At 71.7% G+C, this 22,282-nt stretch carries 18 protein-coding genes; 9 read left to right on the top strand and 9 right to left on the bottom strand.

All coding sequences use genetic code 11. The features are described from left to right. Positions 1-131: 131 nt before the first annotated feature. From AB0B91_RS50960 to AB0B91_RS50950, 3 genes are all read left to right on the top strand, one after another. Positions 132-1,301 (top strand): hypothetical protein, encoded by a 1,170-nt coding sequence (locus AB0B91_RS50960; protein ID WP_358337564.1) that lies wholly within the window; start codon positions 132-134, stop codon positions 1,299-1,301. Positions 1,302-1,312: 11 nt separating this feature from the next. Next, positions 1,313-2,350: a UDP-N-acetylmuramate dehydrogenase gene (locus AB0B91_RS50955; RefSeq protein WP_358337561.1), complete on the top strand. Its 1,038-nt coding sequence runs from the start codon at positions 1,313-1,315 to the stop codon at positions 2,348-2,350. Between the two features lie 223 nt (positions 2,351-2,573). Beyond that, on the top strand, positions 2,574-3,140 hold the full coding sequence (locus tag AB0B91_RS50950) for a TMEM165/GDT1 family protein (protein WP_358337558.1): 567 nt from the start codon (positions 2,574-2,576) through the stop codon (positions 3,138-3,140). Here AB0B91_RS50950 and AB0B91_RS50945 read toward each other — a convergent pair whose 3' ends face one another. After that, positions 3,141-3,908: a TetR/AcrR family transcriptional regulator gene (locus AB0B91_RS50945; protein WP_358337555.1), complete on the bottom strand. Its 768-nt coding sequence runs from the start codon at positions 3,906-3,908 to the stop codon at positions 3,141-3,143. 82 nt (positions 3,909-3,990) lie between these two features. Between AB0B91_RS50945 and AB0B91_RS50940 the strand changes: the two genes are divergently transcribed. Further along, positions 3,991-6,252, top strand: coding sequence for an excinuclease ABC subunit UvrA (locus tag AB0B91_RS50940; protein WP_358337553.1), 2,262 nt, complete (start codon positions 3,991-3,993; stop codon positions 6,250-6,252). On the opposite strand, the gene AB0B91_RS50935 is transcribed toward AB0B91_RS50940, so the two are convergent. Together AB0B91_RS50935 and AB0B91_RS50930 are read right to left on the bottom strand one after the other, a co-directional pair. Then, the gene (locus AB0B91_RS50935) at positions 6,249-9,104 is read right to left on the bottom strand and encodes an AAA family ATPase (protein ID WP_358337550.1); all 2,856 of its coding nucleotides are present in this window, start codon (positions 9,102-9,104) and stop codon (positions 6,249-6,251) included. The genes AB0B91_RS50940 and AB0B91_RS50935 overlap by 4 nt on opposite strands. A 101-nt stretch (positions 9,105-9,205) precedes the next feature. Next, positions 9,206-9,352 carry a hypothetical protein gene (locus AB0B91_RS50930; RefSeq protein WP_214640428.1) on the bottom strand — a complete coding sequence of 49 codons (147 nt, stop codon included), beginning with the start codon at positions 9,350-9,352 and terminating at the stop codon, positions 9,206-9,208. Positions 9,353-9,541: 189 nt separating this feature from the next. Between AB0B91_RS50930 and deoC the strand changes: the two genes are divergently transcribed. From deoC to AB0B91_RS50915, 3 genes are all read left to right on the top strand, one after another. Further along, the gene (gene deoC / locus AB0B91_RS50925) at positions 9,542-10,471 is read left to right on the top strand and encodes a deoxyribose-phosphate aldolase (RefSeq protein WP_358337547.1); all 930 of its coding nucleotides are present in this window, start codon (positions 9,542-9,544) and stop codon (positions 10,469-10,471) included. Beyond that, positions 10,471-11,904 (top strand): aldehyde dehydrogenase family protein, encoded by a 1,434-nt coding sequence (locus AB0B91_RS50920; RefSeq protein ID WP_358337544.1) that lies wholly within the window; start codon positions 10,471-10,473, stop codon positions 11,902-11,904. Before deoC ends, AB0B91_RS50920 begins: the two co-directional genes overlap by 1 nt. A 179-nt stretch (positions 11,905-12,083) precedes the next feature. Further along, the gene (locus AB0B91_RS50915) at positions 12,084-12,929 is read left to right on the top strand and encodes an aldehyde dehydrogenase family protein (RefSeq protein WP_358337541.1); all 846 of its coding nucleotides are present in this window, start codon (positions 12,084-12,086) and stop codon (positions 12,927-12,929) included. A gap of 3 nt (positions 12,930-12,932) precedes the next feature. Here AB0B91_RS50915 and AB0B91_RS50910 read toward each other — a convergent pair whose 3' ends face one another. Beyond that, on the bottom strand, positions 12,933-14,249 hold the full coding sequence (locus AB0B91_RS50910) for an FAD-binding protein (protein WP_358337537.1): 1,317 nt from the start codon (positions 14,247-14,249) through the stop codon (positions 12,933-12,935). Between the two features lie 70 nt (positions 14,250-14,319). Between AB0B91_RS50910 and AB0B91_RS50905 the strand changes: the two genes are divergently transcribed. Next, positions 14,320-15,282, top strand: a complete 963-nt coding sequence (locus AB0B91_RS50905; protein WP_358337534.1) for a LysR substrate-binding domain-containing protein — start codon at positions 14,320-14,322, stop codon at positions 15,280-15,282. 6 nt (positions 15,283-15,288) lie between these two features. Here AB0B91_RS50905 and AB0B91_RS50900 read toward each other — a convergent pair whose 3' ends face one another. Genes AB0B91_RS50900 through AB0B91_RS50890 form a run of 3 tightly spaced genes read right to left on the bottom strand, consistent with a single transcriptional unit; the run spans position 15,289 to position 17,736 of the window. Next, positions 15,289-16,731 carry an amidase family protein gene (locus tag AB0B91_RS50900; RefSeq protein WP_358337531.1) on the bottom strand — a complete coding sequence of 481 codons (1,443 nt, stop codon included), beginning with the start codon at positions 16,729-16,731 and terminating at the stop codon, positions 15,289-15,291. A 20-nt stretch (positions 16,732-16,751) separates the two neighbouring features. Beyond that, the gene (locus tag AB0B91_RS50895; RefSeq protein ID WP_358337528.1) at positions 16,752-16,913 is read right to left on the bottom strand and encodes a hypothetical protein; all 162 of its coding nucleotides are present in this window, start codon (positions 16,911-16,913) and stop codon (positions 16,752-16,754) included. Then, the gene (locus tag AB0B91_RS50890) at positions 16,906-17,736 is read right to left on the bottom strand and encodes an SPFH domain-containing protein (protein ID WP_358337525.1); all 831 of its coding nucleotides are present in this window, start codon (positions 17,734-17,736) and stop codon (positions 16,906-16,908) included. The genes AB0B91_RS50895 and AB0B91_RS50890 overlap by 8 nt, the downstream gene beginning before the upstream one ends. 58 nt (positions 17,737-17,794) lie before the next feature. Here AB0B91_RS50890 and AB0B91_RS50885 point away from each other — a divergent pair, with 58 nt between their 5' ends. Further along, positions 17,795-18,970 (top strand): pyridoxal-phosphate dependent enzyme, encoded by a 1,176-nt coding sequence (locus tag AB0B91_RS50885; protein ID WP_358337522.1) that lies wholly within the window; start codon positions 17,795-17,797, stop codon positions 18,968-18,970. A gap of 76 nt (positions 18,971-19,046) precedes the next feature. On the opposite strand, the gene AB0B91_RS50880 is transcribed toward AB0B91_RS50885, so the two are convergent. Both AB0B91_RS50880 and AB0B91_RS50875 read right to left on the bottom strand, forming a co-directional pair. Further along, positions 19,047-19,739: a hypothetical protein gene (locus tag AB0B91_RS50880; RefSeq protein WP_358337520.1), complete on the bottom strand. Its 693-nt coding sequence runs from the start codon at positions 19,737-19,739 to the stop codon at positions 19,047-19,049. A 39-nt stretch (positions 19,740-19,778) separates the two neighbouring features. Beyond that, positions 19,779-22,223 carry an ATP-dependent helicase C-terminal domain-containing protein gene (locus tag AB0B91_RS50875; protein ID WP_358337517.1) on the bottom strand — a complete coding sequence of 815 codons (2,445 nt, stop codon included), beginning with the start codon at positions 22,221-22,223 and terminating at the stop codon, positions 19,779-19,781. Positions 22,224-22,282 lie beyond the last annotated feature (59 nt).

Below are 22,282 nucleotides of genomic sequence, written 5' to 3'. Positions count from 1 at the left end.
TGGCGGCGGCGAGCCCGGTGCGGCGAGCCTGGTGGCGATGAGCCCGGCGTGGTGGGCCTGGTGGCGATGAGCCCGGCGTGGTGGGCCTGGCGTGATGATAGGCGGGGCGGCTCTCGGGTACGCGGGAGCCTATGAATACAGCTCCGCACCACGTCAGGATCTGGCCCACGGTCGAATCGATCCCGGTCTCCGCGGTGACCGACAAGCCGCCTGGCCATCTCGGTCCGGTCAGAGCCGCAGCCCCGGCGGACACAGTGGCTGGCGCCGTAGGCACGGGCCGCGACACGACCGGCGGTGACGCGGCCGGTCATGACACGCACGCGACAACCGGCCATGACATTCACACAACGACCGGCCACGGCCCGAACGCGCCGACGGGCCGCCCGGGCGCGCCGACCGGCCGCGACACCAGGCCGGCGACCGGTGTCGGTACGGCGGGTGCCCAGCCGCGCGGCGCGGGTGCCCGTGGCAATTCCGCCGCCGAGATGGGCTTCTCCGGTGACCCCGAGCAGCGCGGCGACCCCGGCGACGACATGCTGCACGCCCAGCGCATCTGGGACGGGAGCCTGGCCGCCAACCGGCTCGACGACGCGGGCGTGACGGCCGAGCGGCAGCGGGTGGCGATCGCCGAGGTCACGGCCTCCATCTGCCTGATCATCGACGGTTGGCCGGAGGACGTCTGGGCATCCGTCGAGTCGGTGCTCGAGTACACCGACGCCCATGTCCTGGCCCTCGACCTGGGCGACGTGGACGGCGCCGGCGAGGTGCTGCACAAGCTGGCCCTGCGGCATCCGGACCGGATCACCGAGTGGCGGGTGGCCGAGACCCCGCACTGGCGCGGCGGCTCGGCGACGTGGGGCGCCTGCCGCGCCAAGCTGCTCCGCCTCGACACGTCCGAGGTGCACGTGCTGATGGAGACCTCGATAGCGCTGGCGGGCGACGCGCTCACGCCGCTCGTCGCGGCGGTCGCGGACGGCGCGGTGGCCGCGGGCCGGCGCGGCGCGGAGCCATCGCCGGACGGCACGGAATGGCACGAAGCGGGACCCGGCCCCGTCCGCGCGCTGCGCGGCGACCTGATGGCGGTACGCCGGTCGGCCGCGATCGGCGCGCTGCCCGAGGACGCCCGCTACGGGGGGAACGCCGACCTGGAGCTCTCGCTGGCCCTGAAGGGTGAGCTGGTCGTGCCCTCCGACCGCCTCCCGGTACGGCAGTTGCGCCACCACGATGTGTCCCCCGAGTATCGGGACCGCGAATCCCGGCGAAACCACGACAATGTGCTGCGCATGCTGAGCGCCTCATAAGCTTGGGCCCCATGGAGAACCTCGCGCCGTACACCACCCTGGGGCTGGGCGGCCCCGCCCGCGAATTCGTCGAGGCCAGTACGGCGGAGCACCTCGTCTCGCTGATCGCCGAGGCCGACAGGCTGGCCCGGCCCACCCTGGTGCTCGGCGGCGGGAGCAATCTCGTGGTGGCCGACGAGGGGTTCGACGGGCTGGTCATCCGGGTCGTCACCCAGGGCGTGGCCGTCTCCCGTGACGGCGACGAGGTGCTGGTCACGGTCGAGGCGGGCGAGGACTGGGACGCGCTGGTCACCCGCGCGGTCGCCGAGGGCTGGTCCGGCATCGAGTGCATGTCCGGCATCCCGGGGCTCGTCGGCTCGACCCCGATCCAGAACGTCGGCGCCTACGGCCAGGAGGTGGCCCAGACCATCAGGTGCGTACGGGCCTACGACCGCAAGACGCGGCAGGTGGTTGACCTGGAGGCGCGGCAGTGCGGCTTCTCCTACCGCGACAGCGCGTTCAAGCGGGATCTGGCCCGGCATGTGGTGCTCGGCGTGACGTACGCGCTCGATGTCTCCGAGCTGTCGGGCCCTGTGGCCTACCAGGAGCTGGCCGGGCGGCTCAGCGTCGAGCCGGGTGACCGGGTGCCGCTCGACCGGGCCCGACAGGCGGTGCTGGAGCTGCGGCGCGGCAAGGGCATGGTGCTCGATCCGGCCGATCCCGACACGCGCAGCGCTGGGTCGTTCTTCACCAATCCGATCCTGTCGCCCGCCGAGGCCGAGGAGCTGGCGGCGCGGGCGCCCGGCCACCCGCGCTGGGACATGCCTGACGGTTCGGTCAAGGTGCCCGCCGCCTGGCTGATCGAGCAGGCGGGCTACCCCAAGGGCTACGAACGCGGCCCGGTGCGCATCTCCACCAAGCACACGCTGGCCCTGACCAACCCCACCGGCGCGGGCACCACGGCCGACCTGCTGCTGCTGGCCAGGGAGGTGCGTGACGGGGTGCTGGAGAAGTACGGCGTCACGCTCGTCAACGAGCCGGTGCTGGTCGGCTGCTCCCTGACGGAATAGGTCCTCGGGGACCGCTGTTAGGGTTAGGCGGAATTACCGAAGGGGAGTAGTCCCAATCGCGTGATCGACATACTGGCGCGCTCGCGCGCCCGGTCACGCGGGCCTGAACGGGCGGACGAGACCTTCGGCCTGGTAGCTATGGAGCAAGACGCTGCCGGGCCGAAGTCGTGCCCGAAATCCCCTGGGGTGCCTGCTTCCGGCTCGGTGGCGCGGAAGAGGACCGTTGGAAGCGTTCTGGATCAGCCTTGTGGTCATTTTCGTGGCCGAACTGGGTGACAAGAGCCAGCTCATGGCGATGACGTTCGCCACCCGTTTCAAGACCTGGCCGGTGCTCGCCGGCATCACGATCGCCACGACCGCCGTGCACCTCGTCAGCGTCGCGGTGGGCGGGCTGATCGGCGACTCGCTGCCCACCACCGCCATCTCCATCGTGGCCGGCATCGCCTTCCTCGGCTTCGCCCTGTGGACGCTGCGCGGTGACGAGCTGACGGAGGAGGAGTCGGGCAAGGCCCGGCGCACCACCAGGAACGCCGTGGTCGCGGTGACGGTGGCGTTCTTCCTGAGCGAGCTCGGCGACAAGACCATGCTGGCCACGATCACGCTGGCGACGCAGCACGGCTGGCTGGGCACCTGGATCGGGTCCACGGTGGGCATGGTGGCCGCCGACGCCCTCGCGATCGTGGTGGGCCGCCTGCTGGGCAAGCACCTGCCGGAGAAGGCGATCAAGTATGGCGCCGCCGCCGCGTTCGCGATCTTCGGCGTCGCCCTCCTGGCGGACGCGATCCTCTGATCAGCGCCGCTCGATGAGGACCTGAAGCCCGTCCAGGACGCGCTGGAGCCCGAAATCGTAGGCGTGGCCGGTGCTGTAGGGGGCTTGGTGCACGGCCCCGGCGGCCGCGCCGACCCGGCTGGCCGTCGGGTAGGCGGCCTCGTCGATGACGCGGGCGAGCAGCGGAGAGCTGACCGCCCACCACTGCTCGTCGGTCATCGCCTCGCTCTGGGCGCTGCGCGCGTCGGCGGCCGAGCGGGCGGAGGCGTGCACGAAGCCGAGCAGGTAGGTCAGGGCGGCGTCCATCTCGACGTCGTCCAGGCCGAGCCCCTCGAAGGCCCTCAACTCGTGCTCGTACTTGGCCAGCACCCCCGGGCCGAGCGGCGGGCGCGTGGTGGACACGGCGAGCACCCACGGATGCCGTTCGTACAGCGTGAGGTTGTCGCGCGCCACCGCCTCCAGCCGCGCCCGCCACGGCAGCTCCGACAGGTCGGGGCGGGGCATCTGGCCGAACACCGAGTCGAGCATGAGGTCGAGCAGCTCGGCCTTGCCCGGCACGTACGTGTAGAGCGACATGGCGCCGATGCCGAGCGCCTGGGCGACCCGTCGCATCGTCGTGGCGTCGAGCCCCTCCTCGTCGGCGACGGTGATCGCGGCCGCCACGACCTCGTCGACCGTGCGGCCCTGACGTGGCCCGCGCTGCGCCGGCCGCGCTCCCGGCTGCCTCCAGAGCAGCTCCATGGTGCGTACGGGGTCTCCGGCGCTGGTCCGGGCGGTCGTGGGTGGCACGGAATCCATCTTCTCACCGAGCATAACTCCGTACATAGTACTATGTACTTCGTACGGAGTTTATCGAGATCAAGGAGTGGCGTTGCTGACGTCCTGTATCCAGATCATCGGCGCGCGGGAGAACAACCTCCGCGACATCTCCCTGAGCATCCCCAAACGGCAGATCACCGTCTTCACCGGCGTGTCCGGGTCCGGGAAGTCGTCCATCGTGTTCGACACCCTCGCCGCGGAGGCGCAGCGTCAGCTCAACGAGACCTTCACCAGCTTCGCCCGCAACAGGCTGCCGAAGTACGGGCAGCCGGACGTCGACGTGATCGAGAACCTGTCCGCCGCGATCGTGGTCGACCAGAAGCGGCTCGGCGGCGGATCGCGCTCGACCGTCGGCACGATCAGCGACATCTACTCGCTGTTGAGGCTGCTGTTCTCGCGGGTCGGCAAGCCGTTCGTCGGCTACTCCAACGTCTTCTCGTTCAACGATCCGCAGGGCATGTGCCCCGAGTGCGAGGGCCTGGGCCGTACGGTCGCGCTCGACCTCGACGTCTTCCTGGACAGGTCCCGGTCGCTGAACGAAGGGGCCCTGCTGCACCCGCACTTCGCCGTCGGCACCTGGTACTGGAAGATCTACGCCAACTCCGGCCTGTTCGACAACGACAAGAGGCTGGCCGACTACGACGAGCGGGAATGGGCCATGCTGCTGCACGGCGCCCGGGCCAAGGTGGCGCTGGAGTGGCAGGGCGGCACGGTCAACTCCAGCTACGAGGGCGTGGTCGAGCGGTTCACCCGGCTCTACATCAAGAAGGACGTCGCCGAGATGTCCGACGCCAACCGCCGGCTCTTCCAGGAGTACGTGACGACGGCCACCTGCCCCCTGTGCGCGGGCGCCCGGCTCAACCAGGAGGTGCTCGGCTGCGAGATCGACGGCTTCAATATCGCCCGGCTCGCCGCGATGGAGGCCACCGAGCTCGTCGAGGTGCTCGCCGGGTTCACCGACCCGCGGGGCGCCCCGGTGGTGGCGAGCCTGCTCGACCGGGTGCGCGACCTCGTCACGATCGGCCTCGGCTACCTCAGCCTCGACCGCGAGACCGCCACACTCTCGGGCGGCGAGTCGCAGCGCGTCAAGATGGTGCGGCACCTCAGCAGCAGCCTCACGGACATGATGTACGTCTTCGACGAGCCGAGCGTCGGCCTGCACGCCCGCGACGTCGAACGGCTCAACACGCTGCTGCGGAAGCTGCGTGACAAGGGCAACACGGTCGTCGTCGTCGAGCACGACCCCGAGGTGATCAGGATCGCCGACCACGTCGTGGACATCGGCCCCGGAGCCGGGGTGCACGGCGGCCAGGTGGTGTACCAGGGCACCGCGGCGGAGCTGCCCGAGGCGGCCACCCTGACCGGCCGGCACATGAAGCGGCGGCTGCCCCTGAAGACTGCCTACCGGCGGCCCACGGGCGCGATGACGATCGCCGGGGCGAGCACCCACAACCTGAAGGACGTCACCGTCGACATCCCGGCCGGCGTGCTCACGGTCGTGACGGGCGTGGCAGGGTCCGGCAAGAGCACACTGGTCAACGACGTGTTCCTGAGCCGGCACCCCGAGGCGGTGGTCATCGACCAGTCGGCCGTCAGCGCCTCGCGCCGCTCCAACCCCGCCACCTACACCGGGATGCTGGACGAGATCCGGCGGCTGTTCGCGCGGGCCGGTGGGGTGAGCGCGTCGCTGTTCAGCGCCAACTCCAAGGGCGCCTGCCCCGACTGCCAGGGGCTCGGCATCGTCTACACCGACCTGGCGTTCATGGACGGGCTGAAGTCGACCTGTGAGGTCTGCCAGGGGCGGCGCTTCCGGCCGGAGGTGCTGGAGCACAAGCTCGACGGGAAGTCGATCAGCGACGTGCTGGAGATGACGGCGGCCGAGGCCCTGGAGTTCTTCCCGCAGCCGAAGCTCGGGAAGGTGCTGCGGGCCGTCAACGACGTCGGGCTCGACTACCTCACGCTCGGCCAGCCGCTCAGCACGCTGTCGGGCGGCGAGTGCCAGCGCCTCAAACTGGCCACCGAGCTGCACAAGAGCGGCACCGTCTACGTCCTGGACGAGCCGACCACCGGCCTGCACATGTCAGACGTGAAACGGCTGCTCGACATCATGGACCGGCTCGTCGACGCCGGGAACTCGGTCATCGTCATCGAGCACGACCTGGACGTGGTCAAGAACGCCGACTGGGTCATCGATCTCGGGCCCGAGGGTGGCGGCCAGGGCGGCCGGGTGATGTTCGAGGGCACCCCGCGCGACCTGCTGGCGGCGACCGGCTCCCACACCGCCGAGTTCCTCAGACGAGACCTGGCTTCCTAACGGGACAGCAGCGAGAGGCGGTGCGCGGCCGCGGCGGCCTCACCGCGGGTGGTCACGCCCAGCTTGGCCAGGATGTTGGAGACGTGCACGCTGACGGTCTTGGCCGAGATGAACAGCTCGGCGGCGATGTCCCGGTTGGTACGACCGAGCGCCACCAGCCGGAGCACCTCCGTCTCACGTGGCGTGAGCAGCTCGGGGTTGGCCGCCTGCTGCTGGACGACGCCGACCCGGCGGCAGAGCGCCTCGATCTCGTCCATCAGCGGCCGCGCCTCCAGCGCGGCGGCCAGGGGCGCGGCCACGGTGAGCCGGGTCGCCGCGCCCTCCCGGTCGCCGGAGCGCGCCGCGGCCGTGGCCGCGCGTACGAGGGCCTTGGCCTGGTTGTGCGGGCGCTTGAGCCGCTCCCAGGCGGTCGCCGCCGCGTCGAAGTCGCCCGAGTAGGACAGCCGGTACGCCTCAGCGACCGGCCCGCTGACCTTGAGGCTCGCCGCCACCTCGGCGGCCGTCTCGCGCACCGCGCGGACCCGGGCCGGCTCGGCGGCCTCCATGGCGTCGCAGACCAGGCTGAGCTGGGCCAGCAGCCGCCAGCCCAGCATGGCCTTGGGAGACTGGGACGGCCGGGACAGGAACTGCTCCGTCACGGCCAGCGCGGCCTGCGGCTCGCCCCTGAACAGGTGCCAGCCGATGCGCAGGCGGGTGTTGTTGGTGAGGTCCTGAAGGAAGACCTCGGGCCGCTCCTTGAGCACGCCGAGCTCCGACAGGATGCCTTCGACGACCGCGAGCTCGCCTCGGGCCAGCGCGATGTCGGCACGTACGCGGAGCAGATGCTGATGGGTGCGCAGCACGGGACCGAAGCTGAGCGCCTGCCCGACGGTGTCGATGGCCTCGTCCCAGCGGCCGATCGCCTCCAGCGCCTCGGCCCTGTTGAGGAGGATGAACAGTCCGTTCAGCCGCATCCGGCCGTACTGCTTGGCGAGCTGCCAGCCCTCTTCGCTCAGCGCGAGTGCCTCGTCCGAGCGGCCGAGATCGCTCAGCGCGTCGATGTTGTTGCCGATCGCCCGGGTGATCAGCCGTCCCGAGCCCTCCGCGCGGCCCAGCTCCAGCGCGCGCAGGTTGGTGGCCAGCGTCGACTCCGTGTCACCGGCGATCGAGTGGCCGAGCGCCAGGTTCAGCAGCAGGTCGCCTTCGAGGCACTTGTCGCCCAGTTCCCTGACCAGGTGCAGGCCCTCCTCGATGAGCCGGGTGCCCTCCTCGACGTCGCCGCGGAGCATCAGGTGCTGGCCCAGCGGCATGACGACCTCGGCGCGGGCCAGGTTCGGCTCGGGCACCAGGCGCAGGGCGTGGCGGAAGTCCTCGAGCACGCCCAGCTTGCCCTTGTAGATCTTGAGGTTCGCCCAGCGCACGATCAGCGCGGCGACCCGGGCGGGCTCCTGGGTCTCGTCCAGCTCCGACAGGGCCGCCCTGACGAACTTGATGCCCCGGTCGAGCTCGCCGCCCGCGTGGGCGGCCTCACTGGCCCGTTCGAGCACCGCCGTGTGGTCCGCGCCGATGCGCTCGGCCGCGTCCGGCACCCGGTCCCAGAGCATGAGCACGCGTTCGAGCAGCGGGATCGCCTCGGTGTACGCGAAGGCGAAGAACGACTTCTGCGCGGCCTCCCACGCGGAGATGAGCGCCCACAGGTCGTTCCGGGCGCCGTACCAGTGGTGGGCCAGCTCCACCGCGGCCCGGCCGGGCGGGACGAGCTTGCGGTCGCGGGAGATCTCCTCGGCGTAGCGCGCGTGCAGCCGCTGGTGCTCGCCGGGCAGCAGTTCCTCGTGTACGGCCTCGCGGATCAGGGCGTGCCGGAAGACGTAGGCGCGGTTGTCGGCGATCTGCAGCACGTTCCCGGCGATGGCCGGGCGCAGCGCGGCCTCCAGCTCCAGATCGGACAGGCCGCTGGCGGCGGCGAGCAGAGCGTGGCCGACCCTGATGCCGCCCGCGGCGGCGATGCGCAGTACGCGCTGGGTCTCCTCGGGCAGCCGCTCGACCGAGCCGAGGATCAGGTCCTGCATCGACTCGGGGAACGTGCCGTCCTCGCCGCAGTCCAGCAGGGCCTCGACGAACAGCGGGATGCCCTCGCTGCGCTCGTAGATCTTCTGCACCTTGGGGTATTCGGGGGCGCTGCCGAGTATCCCGGCCATCTGCAGGGCGACCTCGTCCCTCGACAGGCGGGGCAGGTCGAGCCTGAGCACGCCGCTGACCCTGCCCAGCTCGGCGAGGACCGGCCGGAGCGGATGCTGCCGGTGCAGGTCGTCGGAGCGGTAGGTCATGACGAGCAGTATCTGCGCCGCGCTGAGGTTGCGGCTGAGGAAGGCGATCAGGTCGCGGCTGGACCGGTCGGCCCAGTGGATGTCCTCGATGAGCAGGATCGTCGGCCGGTGGCTCGCCAGCCGTTCGAGGAGCGTCAGGAACTGCTCGAACAGGCGGGCCCGGCCGGTGTCGGTCTCGCCGTCGCCGCTGGGCTCGCCGAACTCGGGGAGCAGCCGCGCCAGGTCGCGCTCGGCGCCGCCCGGCAGCAGCGCGGCGATCTGGGACGTGCCCTGCTCTCTGACGAGCTGTCTGAGGGCAGCGGTGAACGGCGCGTAGGCCAAGCCCTCCGTGGAGAGCTCGACGCACCCGCCGTACAGCACATGGGCGCCGTTGCGCGCCGCCTGCTCGGCGAAGCGCTGCACCAGCCGGGTCTTGCCGACTCCCGCCTCACCGCCGACCAGCACGGCCGTCGCGGCGCCCTTCCGGGCCTCGTCGAAGGCTTGAGAGAGGGCTGTGAGCTCCTCTTCCCGCCCCACGAAGACGGGACTTACCGAACGTCCCAGCATGTCATCCAGCATGTCATGCCCCAACAGCCGCTTTCGACGCATTTATGGAGGAATAATGGCCCGGCCGCGAGGGAGGTTGCGGCCGGGCGCTTGTGGGGTGGTCATGAGGAGCGGCGCTTGCCGAAGACCGAGCGACGCTCGGACTTGTTACCCTCCTGAGCCTCGCGTACCTGACGGTGCCGGGCGGCCGCCTGGCGCAGCTCGTTCACGTGGCTCTTCATGATCTGGTATTCGATCTCGGGACTCACGGTGACTCCTTCTTGTTTCTTGCTGACACTCTTAAGGTTCGGGCTAAGGCACCCACCGGCACATCGGGCGGATGCCCTATCTCCGGGAACCTCCAGGCTGTGAGGTACCTAGGAGATGGGCGGGAACCGCCTTATAGATCCGGTTTGGAGGTAGCCCTCCCGGTCGGCGATCCTGTGGAGGTGTCAACTGTGACTACCTCGCTCGCCGACGTCGGCTCGTCCGGCGCGACGCTGCGAGCATTCCTGCACGGCCTGCCCGGCGTCGACCGGGTGGGCGCGGACCAGCGAGCGGCGATGCTCGGCACCCGCTCCATCAAGACCAGCGCCAAGGCCATGGCGATCGACCTGGCCATCTCGATGGTCGACCTCACCACGCTGGAGGGCGCGGACACGCACGGCAAGGTCCGTGCGATGTGCACCAAGGCGATGCATCCCGGCGAGGGAGCGCCCCGGGTGGCGGCCGTCTGCGTCTACCCCGACCTGGTGGCCGTGGCCGCCGGGTCGCTGCGCGGCTCGGGGGTGAAGGTCGCCTCGGTGGCGACCGCGTTCCCGAGCGGGCGTTCCTCGCTGGAGGTCAAGGTGTCCGACACCGCGCTGGCGGTCGCGGCGGGCGCGGACGAGATCGACATGGTGATCGATCGGGGCGCGTTCCTGTCGGGTGACTATCTCAAGGTGTACGAGGAGATCGTCGCGGTGAAGGCCGCGTGCGGCGCCGCCCACCTGAAGGTGATCCTCGAGACCGGTGAGCTCTCCACCTACGACAACGTGCGGCGGGCCTCCTGGCTGGCGATGCTGGCCGGCGCCGACTTCATCAAGACCTCTACCGGGAAGGTGGCTCCGGCGGCGACGCTTCCGGTGACGCTGATCATGCTGGAGGCGGTGCGTGACTTCCGTGAGGAGACGGGCCGGCAGGTGGGTGTGAAGCCAGCGGGCGGGATCCGCACCACCAAGGACGCGATCAAGAATCTGGTCCTGGTCAACGAGACGGCGGGCGAGGACTGGCTGTCGCCCGACTGGTTCCGGCTGGGCGCGTCGTCGCTGTTGAACGACCTGCTGATGCAGCGTCAGAAGCTGGCCACCGGCCGTTACGCGGGCCCCGACTACTTCACCCTGGACTGATGATGGCGATGTTCGAGTACGCACCGGCGCCCGAGTCGCGCGACGTCGTCGAGGTGAAGCCGTCGTACGGGCTGTTCATCAACGGCGAGTTCGTGGACGGCGGCGGAACGTCGTTCAAGACGGTCAACCCGGCGACGGAGGAGAAGCTGGCGGAGGTCGCCACGGCCTCCGCCGACGACGTCGACCGGGCCGTACAGGCCGCGCGTAAGGCGTTCGGGGTCTGGAGCGCCATGCCGGGCTCGGAGCGGGCCAAATACCTGTTCCGGATCGCCCGGATCATCCAGGAGCGGGCCCGCGAGCTGGCGGTGCTGGAGTCGCTGGACAACGGCAAGCCCATCCGTGAGTCGCGCGATGTGGACCTGCCGCTGGTCGCCGCGCACTTCTTCTACTACGCCGGCTGGGCCGACAAGCTGGAGTACGCCGGGTTCGGCGCCGATCCCCGGCCGCTCGGCGTCGCCGGGCAGGTCATCCCGTGGAACTTCCCGCTGCTCATGCTGGCCTGGAAGATCGCGCCGGCGCTGGCCTGCGGCAACACGGTGGTGTTGAAGCCGGCCGAGACGACGCCGTTGACGGCGTTGCTGTTCGCGGAGATCTGCCAGCAGGCCGACCTGCCGCCCGGTGTGGTCAACATCGTCACCGGAGCGGGCGAGACCGGCGCCGCCGTGGTCGCCCACCCCGACGTGAACAAGGTGGCCTTCACCGGTTCCACCGAGGTGGGCCGGATCATCGCCAGGACGGTGGCGGGCACCGGCAAGAAGCTCACGCTGGAGTTGGGCGGCAAGGCGGCGAACATCGTGTTCGACGACGCCGCGCTGGACCAGGCCGTCGAGGGGATCGTCAACGGGATCTTCTTCAACCAGGGTCACGTGTGCTGCGCGGGGTCCCGGCTGCTGGTGCAGGAGTCGATCCAGGACGAGCTGCTGGCGGCGCTCAAGCGGCGCCTCGGCACGCTGAGGCTGGGCGACCCGCTCGACAAGAACACCGACATCGGCGCGATCAACTCGGCCGACCAGCTGGCGAAGATCCGCTCGCTGAGCGAGGCCGGCGAGCAGGAGGGCGCCGAACGCTGGTCGCCCGCCTGCGAACTGCCCGAGCGGGGTTTCTGGTTCCCGCCGACCCTGTTCACCGGGGTGGCGCAGTCGCACCGGATCGCCCGGGAGGAGATCTTCGGGCCGGTGCTGTCGGTGCTGACGTTCCGAACTCCGGCCGAGGCGGTGGAGAAGGCGAACAACACGCCGTACGGGCTGTCGGCGGGGGTGTGGACGGAGAAGGGGTCGCGCATCCTGTGGATGGCCGACAAGCTCAGGGCCGGCGTGGTCTGGGCCAACACGTTCAACCGGTTCGACCCGACCGCGCCGTTCGGCGGGTACAAGGAGTCCGGGTACGGCCGCGAAGGCGGCCTCCTCGGGTTGGAGGCCTACCTTGATGTGTGAACACCGCCGTTCTCGCCGGGGTAGACGCCGGAAGCAGGCCACCCGGGGCCACGCCTTCGCCCGCGCGGGCCGGCCCGTACGCACCGGCTGGTACGCCCACCGGTGCGGCGTGAGCCGGTGCGGTCAGGTCTTCGCGCCGGTCCAGCTGTCGGAGGAGACCATGTGGAGGGGGCGCGGCGATGAGTAGGTTGGCCGTTCGCAAGACCTACAAGCTGTACATCGGCGGGGCGTTCCCGCGCTCCGAGAGCGGGAGGTCCTACGCCGTGACCTCGCCCAAGGGCGACTTCCTCGCCAACGCGTCGCGTGCCTCGCGCAAGGACGCCCGTGACGCCGTGGTGGCGGCACGCAAGGCGTTCCCCGGCTGGTCGGGCGCCACGGCCTACAACCGGGGCCAGATCCTCTACCGGATCGCCGAGATGCTGGAGGGCCGCCGCGCGCAGTTCGCCGAGGAACTGGGCGGCGGCAAGAAGGCGGCGCTGGAGGCCGTGGACGCCACGGTCGACCGGCTGGTCTGGTACGCGGGCTGGTCGGACAAGATCGCCTCTGTGCACGGCACGGCCAACCCGGTCGCCGGCCCGTACTTCAACCTCTCCTCACCGGAGCCCACCGGGGTCGTCGCGGTCGTCGCCCCTGAGGACCCGCTGGTGGGGCTGGTCTCAGTGGTCGCGCCGGTGATCGTCACGGGCAACACCTGTGTCGTGATCGCTTCCGAGAAGGCGCCGCTGCCGTCGATCACGCTGGCGGAGGTGCTGGCCACCTCAGACCTGCCGGGCGGTGTCGTCAACGTCCTCACGGGTCACCAGCGGGAGCTCGCGCCCTGGCTGGCTGCCCACATGGACGTCAACGGCCTGGACCTGACCGGCGTGTCCGACGCCGACCTGGCCCTGAGCTGCGAGCAGGCGGCGGCGGAGAACCTCAAGCGGGTCCTGCGCCCCTCGGACGAGGACTGGCGGGCGTCGCCGGCTCTCACCCGCATGACGCGTTTCCTGGAGACCAAGACGGTCTGGCACCCGCTGGGCGCCTGACCGTCAGGCCGGTGGGATGTTGGCGTTGAGCCGGAACAGGTTGCCGGCATCCCACACGGCCTTCAGCGCCGCGAGCCGCCGGTAGTCGTCCGGGTCGTAGGCCAGGCGCACCTGGTCGGGCGCGGCGTTCTCGCCGTACAGGAAGTTCAGGCTGCGGCCTCCGGTGGCCCACTGCGACAGCGCCTCGCGGACCCGCTGGTGGAGCGGGCGCACCTCGCCGGGCTCGCCGCCCGGCGCGAGCCGGGACAGGACGCCGACCTGGTATTCGGCGTCGCGGTTGACCACCGGCCCGAGGCCCGGCTTGGCCAGCGCGCCACCCAGGTGCCTGATCTCCAGGATCGCGCGCTCGGTCGCCAGCAGCGCGTCCACAGCCTGTGCGGGGAGCTCGCGCAGCAGCGAGTGGGTGGCGTAGTAGGCCATCGGCTCGGCCGGGTCGTTGTGGATGCTGCCCGACTCGGTGTAGGGCAGCTCCTTCACCGAGTCCACCAGCCGGGAGCCGACCGCGCGCAGCGGCTCCAGCAGGCGCTCGCCCTCCTGCGGGCCGCCCGTGTACGCGATCCGCACGTGGGCGACGCGGCGGCCCCGGAACACCTCGGGCACCTGCGGCGCGTCGGGGAACGGGATCACCGCGACGGACGAGGTCATCTCCTCGGGCAGCCCCTGTGTCCACTCGGCCCAGCGCTGCACCACGCCGGTGGCGAGATCGAAGAACAGGCCGCCCCCGAACAGGGTGGTCACCGGAACCAGCCCGATCTCCAGCGCCGTGACCACCCCGAAGTTGCCCCGCCCGCCGAGCAGCGCCCAGAACAGGTCCGGCTCCGTCGCGGCCGTCACCTCCCTGAGCTCGCCGTCGGCGGTGACCACTTCGACGGCGCGTACCTGGTCGACGGCGTACCCGTAGCGGCGCGCCATGAGCCCCAGACCACCGCCGAGCGTGTACGACACGGCGCCGACGGACGGCGCCGAGCCGGACAGCGGCGCCAGCCCGTGGCGGGCCGCCTCCTCGATGACCCGCTCCCAGCGCACCCCGGCCTCGATCCGCGCCGTCGCCGCCTCGGGGTCGATCCGCACGCCGGTCATCCTGCGCGTGCTGATGAGCAGGCCGCCCTCGGCCGCGATCGGCATGCCGTGCCCGGTGGCCTGCACGGCCACGGGCAGCCCGTTCGCCGCCGCGTGGGCCACGGCCGCGCGCACGTCGGCGGCGTCGGTCACGCCGACGATCACGTCCGGCCGGTGGTGGGCGAGTGCCTGGAAACCTGCGCGTTCGCCGTCATATCCCTCATCACCCGGTCGGAACACCGGGCCCTTCACCATGTCCATGGATCCAGCCTGTGTTCGACCTATCCAGAAGTCAAAGAGATGGATTGTCTGGCTGCTAGCATGTTTGGTTATGGAGCTTCGGCAGCTTGAATACTTCGTGGCCGTGACCGAGGAGTCGGGCTTCACCCGGGCCGCGGCCCGGCTCCATGTGGCCCAGCCCGGGGTGAGCGCGCAGATCCGGCAGCTGGAGCGGGAGCTGGGCCAGCCGCTGTTCGACCGCTCCGCGCGGCAGGTGCGTCTCACCGAGGTCGGAGAGGCCGTGCTGCCCTACGCGCGGGCCGCGCTCGCGGCGGTCGCCGCCACCCGGCTGGTCGTCGACGAGATGACCGGGCTGCTGCGCGGGCACGTCGTGATGGGCGGCGTCTCGGCGCCCTCCGTGCTCGATCTGCCCGGGCTGCTGGCCGAGTTCCACGAGCGGCATCCGGCCGTGGAGATCTCGCTCCGGGAGACCGACCCCGAGAGCCTGATCGAGGCGGTGCGGGCGGGCCGGATGGACCTCGGGCTCCTCGGCATCGGATCGAGCGTGCCGGCGGGGCTCGACGCGCAGGTGGTGGTCGACCAGGCGCTGGTGGCCGCCGTCGGAAAGGATCACGATCTGGCGGGGAAGCCTGCCGTCGGGGTCGCCCACGGCTCTGCGGGGACGCCCGCTGTTGGGGTCGCTCACGGCTCTGCGGGGACGCCCGCTGTCACGCTGCGGGAGCTGGCGGATCGGGCGCTGATCTGCCTGCCGCGCGGCACCGGCCTGCGGGCCGCTCTCGACGAGGCGTGCGCCGCCGCCGGGTTCACGCCGCACGTCGCCTTCGAGGCCAGCGAGCCGTACGTGCTGGGGCAGCTCGCCGCCAAGGGGCTCGGTCTGGCCGTGCTGCCCGAGTCGGCGGTCGCCGCCGCGAAGGACGAGCTGCACGTACTGGAGATCACCGAGCCGCGGTTGCGCGGCCGGATGGCGCTCGTGTGGCGGTCCACGGGGTCGTCGGGCCCCGCGGCGCGGGCGTTCATCGCCCACGCCCGCCGCCGACTGCCCGACTTTGGGTGAGAACAGTTAGTTCGAGTAGCCCCGTGGGCGGACCGGTGGGTGGGCGGCCGACAGTTGGGCGGCCAGGCCGAGCAGTTGCGGTTCGCCGCCGGGTGGGGCGATGAGCTGGACGCCGATCGGCAGGCCGCTGGAGTGCGTGGCGATGGGGACGGTGAGCGCGGGCCAGCCGCACATGTTCCAGGCGCCGGTGGCGGGTGCGTACCTGATGTTGGCCAGCAGGTTGCGCGGGAAGCCGCGATCGCCCCAGCGGTCGGCCTTCGGCGGGATCGCGGCCAGCGTCGGCGTGATCAGCACGTCGGCGTCGCCGAACCACTGGTCGGCACCGTAGCCGTGCCAGCGGGCACGGCGCCGCCTGCCGTCCAGCCGGAGCGTATGGAGCACGTGGCCCGCGCGGGCGAGCACGCGGGTGCGGCGTTCCAGGCGACTCCGGTCGAGGCCGGCGGCCGCGCTCGAAGCACGGGTCAGCCAGGTGGCGATCGTGGCGGGGCCCAGCGCGGCCGGCAGGCGGCGGTCGTGCTCGACGACCGTGTGCCCGGCGATCCTGAGCGTCTCGGCCGCCGCGCGCACCGCTGCCTGGAACTCCCGGTCCATCGGCAGGCCGACCGGCAGCGGCTGAGGGGCGTACGCCACACGCAGGTCGAAGGGCTCCGGGCTGTCGGGCGGCGGCTGGGCGGCCCACACCTCGTCGTCGTCGGCCCAGACCGAGCGGAGCAGGGACGGCCGGGGCTCCACCCGCGTACCGCCGCGCCACGCCTCGGCCAGGCCCGGGTCGGCGGCCAGGATGGAGAGCGTCAGCGCCAGGTCCGGCACGTTCCTGGCCAGCGGGCCGTTCTCGGTGAGGCCGCCCCAGTCGTCCGCCGGCGGAGGTACGAGGCCCGTGCCCGGCTTGATGGCGAACACCCCGCAGCACGCGCCGGGGATACGCAGCGAGCCCATCCCGTCGTTGCCCAGCGCCACCGGCACCATCCCGGCCGCCACCGCCGCGGCGCTGCCCGCCGACGAGCCGCCGGCCGTACGGGTGAGGTTCCAGGGGTTGCGTACGATGCCGTAGGCGCTGTCACCGAAGGCGACCAGGCCCAGCTCGGGCAGGTTCGTCAGGCCGATGACCACCGCGCCGGCCGCCCGCAGCCGGCCGACCGTCTCGTGATCCTTGGGCGCGGGCCGGTCCGACGTGGCGGCGGATCCGCCGCGAGTGGCCTCGCCCGCGACCTCCAGATTGTCCTTGACCGCCACGGGCACGCCGGCGAGCGGCAGCTCCGCGAGGTCACGGCGCCGCTGCAAGGCCCGCGCCTCGTCCACGGCCCGTTCTCTGACCAGGCGGAACGCCCCGACTCCCGGATCGCGCTCGGCGATCGCGTGCAGATGCTCCTCGACGACGGCCGCGGCCGTCACCTCACCTTGACGTACGGCTGTCGCGATCTCGATGGCGGACCTGCCTGCCCACAACATGCCTTAAAGTGTGCGGGTTTTCACTCTTCCTTGCGAGGCTCCCGGCCCGCCTGCTTCAGCGCGAGCCGCAACGCGTACTCGATCTGCGCGTTGACGCTGCGGAGATCGTCGGCCGCCCACTTGGCGAGCGCGTCGTAGACGGCCGGGTCGAGGCGCAGCAGGAGCTTCTTGCGCTCAGGCATACAGGCTGCCGGTGTTCACCACCGGCTGGATCGCCCGGTCGCCGCAGAGGACGACCAGGAGGTTGGAGACCATCTGCGCCTTGCGCTCCTCGTCCAGCTCGACCACTCCCTCGGCGGCCAGCCGGTCGAGCGCGAGATGGACCATGCCCACCGCGCCCTCGACGATCCGGGTGCGCGCGGCCACGACCTGCCCGGCCTGCTGGCGGACCAGCATGGCCTGGGCGATCTCCGGGGCGTACGCGAGGTGCGTGATGCGGGCCTCCACCACCTCGATCCCGGCCAGCTCGGTGCGGTCGCGCAGCTCGGCGGTGAGCTCGGTGGCCACCTCCGCGCCGTCGCGCAGGCTGGTGCGCGAGGGGTCGTGCGAGTCGTACGGGTGGGTGGTGGCCAGGTGGCGCACCGCGGCCTCCGACTGGATCGCGATGTAGTTCTCATAGTCGTCCACCGAGAACTTGGCCTTGGCCGCGTCGGTCACCTTGTAGACGACGACCGCGGCGATCTCGACGGGGTTGCCGTCGGCGTCGTTGACCTTGAGCTTGGCCGTCTCGAAGTTACGGACCCTGAGCGTGATCTTGCTCTTGTAGCTGAACGGCAGCACCCACACGAAGCCCGCGTCCTGGACCGTGCCGATGTAGCGGCCGAAGAACTGCACCACCTTCGCCTCATTGGGGTTGACCACGGTGAACCCGCTGGCGACGAGCACGAAGACGACGACCCAGACGAGGGCCAGATCCTCCAGCGACACCACGGCCGCGATCGCGGCGAGCACCAGCAGGACGAGCAGGACCAGGAAACCGTTCAGGCGGAAAGCGCGTCTTTCCATTCCAGCTCCTTGCTATCGAAGTGATATCACGATGATATCGCGTTTAGGCTTGGGCGGCGTGAACGGACCATCCCTTGCCTCGGGCCAGCGTTCCCTGGGCGATCCCTCGATCACGTATCCGCTGTGGCCGCCGCTGACCCGTGGCTGCCCGACGACCAGCACCGCCTCGCTGGCCTACCCGGTCGAGGTCGACTACGACTACGCACGGGTCGGCGCGAGCCTGTTCGAGCAGGAGCCCGGCCCCGACCTCGCCCGCTGGTCACCGCTGCTGCCGCCGCTGCACGCGCCCACGCTGGGCGAGGGCGGCACGCCGCTGATCCCGCTGGAAGGCGTGTACGTCAAGGACGAGTCACGCAATCCCACCTGGTCGCACAAGGACCGGCTCAACCGGATCACGGTCAGCGCGGCCCTGGGCGCGGGGGCGCCCGGCGTGGTGGTGGCCTCGTCGGGCAACCACGGCGCCTCGGCCGCCGCGTACGCCGCCCGCGCCGGCCTGCCCGCGATCGTGCTCGCCTCGGCCGACGCGCCGCCCGCCGTCCACTCGTTCGTCCGGGCGTACGGGGCCAAGGTGCTGGCCGTGCCGGTCGAGGCGCGCTGGCCGCTGATGCGCGAGATCGTGGACCGGCTCGGCTACCACCCCGTCAGCAACCTGACCGTCACCCACACCGGGCACCCGTTCGGTCCCGAGGGCTACAAGACGATCGCTTACGAGCTGTTCCTGCAGCTCGGCGGGGTGCCCGCGGCGGTGTTCGCGCCGACGGGCTACGCGGAGCTGCTCTACGGCGTGTGGAAGGGATTCACCGAGCTGCGCCGGCTGGGGCTGGCGGGCGCGACGCCGCTCATGTTCTCCTGCGAGGCCGTCGCGGGCGGTCCCATCGCCCGGGCCGTCGCCACGGGCGCGCCGGCCGCGATCGTCTCGCTCCAGCACACCGAGGCCTACAGCATCGGCTGCTCGGTGGGCGGGCACCGGGGGGTACGGGCGGTGCGCGACAGCGGCGGCGAGGCGCTACTCGTCACCGACGACGAGATGCGGGCGGCGCAGCGGGCACTCGCGGCCCGGGGGCTGTGGCAGGAGGTGTCGGGGGCCGCGGGGCTGGCGGCCTATCGCAAGCTGGGGCGGGACTTCGACGGGCCGGTGGTCTGCATCGCCACGTCCAGCGGGTTCAAGGGTGTGGGGGTGGGGGAGGAGCCGGTCGAGGTACTGACGAACCCGACGGTGGACGACGTGCTGTGAGGTCGGGTGCGGTGCTGCGGGCGACGTGCTCCGAGGTCCTCCGGGGCGTCTCCGGGCCGGGCCGGCGCGTGCGGGGTCATGCCTTCAGCCACACACGGAGTGGGCCGATCGGGGTGAAGCCGTGCCGGGACGCGGGGGCCGGGTCGGTCTCGTAGCCGACCAGTGGGCGGCCGGGGAACAGCTCGGCCGCCAGCGCCACCGTGCCCGACCAGGCGGCGTCCAGGTCGCAGCCGGAGGCGAACACGTTCGACACCCCTACGACGCCGCCGCTCGCGTTGAGCGCGGACCCGCACACGATGTCGCCGCCGATCCGGCCCGCCAGCACGGTGACTTCGCGCAGCAACGACGGCCGGAACAGGTCGTTGTCCTGCCCGGGGAAGCAGGCGCGCTCCCAGTCACGGAGCGTGCCTGGGTCGCGGACCACCGCCCAGTCGACGACGTCACCGGTCGCCGCGGTGGCGATGGCCTCGTTCGCGGGGGCGGGGCGGTGGATCCACTCGGCCTCGAACAGCAGGTCCCAGCCGGGCGGCCGGATCGCGGCGAAGCTGTCCTTGACGGAGGCGCTCTCCTTGCCCTCGACCCCGTCCCGCAGGTCGGTCCAGGTCGCGTCCGGGGAGAGGGTGATGGCGTCGGGGTAGTAGGGCGGGGTGGCGCTGGGGTTGGTCCAGCTCAGGGCGCTGAATGTGCCGGGCGATCCGTGTGAGCGGCATACCGCGTCACACCACTCGGCGTTGTTGCGCGCCGCCTCAAGCAGCCGGTCATCGGTCATCTCGCACTCCATCTCACCCGGCTCGCCCGGCCGTGCGGGTCATCTCGGGTTTGTGCGGCGGGTGGGGGCCGCGGTCAGTGGGTCCTCCGGCCAAGGGTGTCTGGGGTAGCGGCCGCGTAGTTCCGCGCGGACCGCACGGTAGCCGTCGCGCCAGAACGACGCCAGGTCCGCGGTGACCGCCACCGGGCGGCCGGCGGGGGAGAGCAGGTGTACGAGCAGCGGCACGCCGGCGATCCTCGGCGTCTCCGTCCAGCCGAACAGCTCCTGCAGCTTGACCGCCAGCACCGGCTGCCCGCCCGAATAGTCCACACGGACGCGGGAGCCGGTCGGCACCGCGATGCGCTCGGGCGCCACCTCGTCCAGCCGGCGGTTCCAGGGGATCAGCCGTTTCAGGGCGGTGGCCACGTCGATGCGCTCCAGGTCGGCGCGGCGGCGGGCGCGGGAGAGTTCCGGTTCCAGCCAGCGTTCGGCCAGGGCGGTCAGGTCGTCCATCGGGGGCCATGGGTCGCCGAGTTCGCGATGGCAGAACGCCAGGCGGTCCCTGAGCGCGGTGGCCTCCTTGGTCCAGGTCAGCACGTCTTCGGTGCGCAGGCCGTACAGGATGGCCTCTCGCACGTCCGCGTTCTTCAGCGGGGTGGAGGAGAGCTCGATCACGCCGAGCCGTTCGATCGCGCGGGCGGACACGTCGCCGCGGCGCTCGCCCGGCGGGGTGCGCCACGCGATCTCCTCCTCGGTGGTGACCGGGAGTGCCAGCCTGGCGGTCTCCTCGTCGATCACCACGGCCTGGCGGATCCGCGCCGACGCCGACCCGGTGGGACGGTCCGCCACCGCCACGGCCAGCCACTTCGCCTCGCCGAGCCGCGACCCCTCGGCCAACTGGGCCTGCGTGCCGGACGCCATCAGGTAGCCGCCGCCACGCCGCCGCGCCACCCGCTCGGGGAACGCCAACGCGACCGCCAGCCCGGCCATCGCATCGTCGGTCATGTCCCGCTCGTCTGCTCGGGCTTGTGGGGTGCTTCTGGTGAGGCGGCGGACCTCCTGGCGCCAGCGGGCGGTGAAGCCGTCGCGGCCGTGGCGGGCCGAGCGCCAGATCTCCACGAGGTCGTCACCCGCCTCCCGCGGGAGCTGGTCGGACAGGAGCGCCACCACCTCGGCGGCGCGCGGTCCGAGGTCGAGGAGCGTTCTGGCCAGGCGCGGGTGTACGCCGACGAGCGCCATTCGCCGGCCTCGCTCGGTCACGCGCCACGTCACCCGATCGGCGCCATCGCCCAACGCCTGATCGGCCCCGGTGCTCGGGGTTCGATCGGTGTCGTCGTGCAGTGCGTACGCGGGCAGGTAGGCGGAGTTGTTGGGGGCCGGCTCCAGGGCGCCCAGGGTGTGGAGGGTGCGGGTGGCGGCGGTCATCGCGGCGGGTGGGGGTGGGTCCAGGAGGGCGAGGCCGGAGGCGTCCGGGGTGCCCCAGCAGGCGGCCTGGAGGGCGAACCCCGTGAGGTCCGCCAGTGCGATCTCCGGCCGGGCGTGGTCGGCGAGGCGCTCGTGTTCCGCCACTGTCCAGCATCGGTACACCGTGCCGGGGGCCTCTCGTCCCGCCCGGCCGGCGCGCTGGTCGGCTGAGGCCTTCGAGACTCGTACGGTGGTGAGTGAGCCGAGTCCCCGGGCGTGGTCGGTGCGCGGTTCCCTGGCCAGGCCGGAGTCCACCACCACGCGCACCCCTGGCACGGTCAGGCTCGACTCCGCCACCGACGTGGCCAGCACCACCCGGCGGCCCGCCCCGGGCGACAGCACGGCGTCCTGGACCCGGGCCGGTGCCTGGCCGTGCACCTGAAGCACCTCCACGCCACCGAGCATCGACGCCACCCTCGCGATTTCGCCCGTGCCGGGGAGGAAGCACAGGATGTCGCCGTCCCGTTCCGTCAGTGCCTGCCGGACGACCTGGGCGACGTGAGAGAGCAGGGCGGGGTCGACGCGGAGGCCGTGTGGTGGGGCGGTCGGGCGTACCGGTGGGGTCCACACGATCTCTACAGGGTGGGTCGCGCCCGAGGCGTGGACGATCGGGGCGTCGCCGAGGAGGCGGGACCATGGGGCGGCGTCCGGGGTGGCCGAGGCGGCGAGGATGCGCAGGTCGGGGCGGAGTGTGTCCCGTACGTCGAGCAGGAAGGCCAGGGCGGTGTCGGCGTCGAGGTGGCGTTCGTGGCATTCGTCGAGCATCACCACGTCCACGCCGGGCAGCTCCTGGTCGCGCTGGAGCCGCTGAAGGAGTACGCCGGTGGTGACGACCTCCACCATAGGGTTCGCGCCGGTGTGCCGCTCGCCGCGGATGGTGTAGCTGACGCCCATCCGCTTGGCGGCGGCTCGTACGGCCAGTCGTCGCGGCTCCGCCACCAAGACGCGTAGCCCGGCCTCCGCCAGCGCGAGCGGCACGACGGTGGTCTTGCCCGTGCCGGGCGGGGAGGTCAGGACGGCCGCGCCGACGCCATTGAGCACCCCGAGCAGCTCGGACAGGACATGCCGGATAGGCAGCCCGTCATCCGGGGAAACCGGCC

The sequence above is a fragment of the Nonomuraea sp. NPDC049141 genome (genome assembly GCF_040648415.1).
Taxonomy (GTDB): domain Bacteria; phylum Actinomycetota; class Actinomycetes; order Streptosporangiales; family Streptosporangiaceae; genus Nonomuraea.
Note: the sequence above shows the minus strand (reverse complement) of the source record. Positions and strands in the feature narration are given on the sequence as shown.

What these genes read in the sequence shown, in the direction of transcription:
- AB0B91_RS50960 (WP_358337564.1), top strand. Translation starts at nt 132, where the DNA reads ATGAATACAGCTCCGCACCACGTCAGGATCTGGCCCACGGTCGAATCG.
- AB0B91_RS50955 (WP_358337561.1), top strand. Translation starts at nt 1,313, where the DNA reads ATGGAGAACCTCGCGCCGTACACCACCCTGGGGCTGGGCGGCCCCGCC.
- AB0B91_RS50935 (WP_358337550.1), bottom strand. Translation starts at nt 9,104, where the DNA reads ATGCTGGGACGTTCGGTAAGTCCCGTCTTCGTGGGGCGGGAAGAGGAG.
- AB0B91_RS50920 (WP_358337544.1), top strand. Translation starts at nt 10,471, where the DNA reads ATGATGGCGATGTTCGAGTACGCACCGGCGCCCGAGTCGCGCGACGTC.
- AB0B91_RS50915 (WP_358337541.1), top strand. Translation starts at nt 12,084, where the DNA reads ATGAGTAGGTTGGCCGTTCGCAAGACCTACAAGCTGTACATCGGCGGG.
- AB0B91_RS50910 (WP_358337537.1), bottom strand. Translation starts at nt 14,249, where the DNA reads ATGGACATGGTGAAGGGCCCGGTGTTCCGACCGGGTGATGAGGGATAT.
- AB0B91_RS50905 (WP_358337534.1), top strand. Translation starts at nt 14,320, where the DNA reads ATGGAGCTTCGGCAGCTTGAATACTTCGTGGCCGTGACCGAGGAGTCG.
- AB0B91_RS50900 (WP_358337531.1), bottom strand. Translation starts at nt 16,731, where the DNA reads ATGTTGTGGGCAGGCAGGTCCGCCATCGAGATCGCGACAGCCGTACGT.
- AB0B91_RS50895 (WP_358337528.1), bottom strand. Translation starts at nt 16,913, where the DNA reads ATGCCTGAGCGCAAGAAGCTCCTGCTGCGCCTCGACCCGGCCGTCTAC.
- AB0B91_RS50890 (WP_358337525.1), bottom strand. Translation starts at nt 17,736, where the DNA reads ATGGAAAGACGCGCTTTCCGCCTGAACGGTTTCCTGGTCCTGCTCGTC.
- AB0B91_RS50880 (WP_358337520.1), bottom strand. Translation starts at nt 19,739, where the DNA reads ATGACCGATGACCGGCTGCTTGAGGCGGCGCGCAACAACGCCGAGTGG.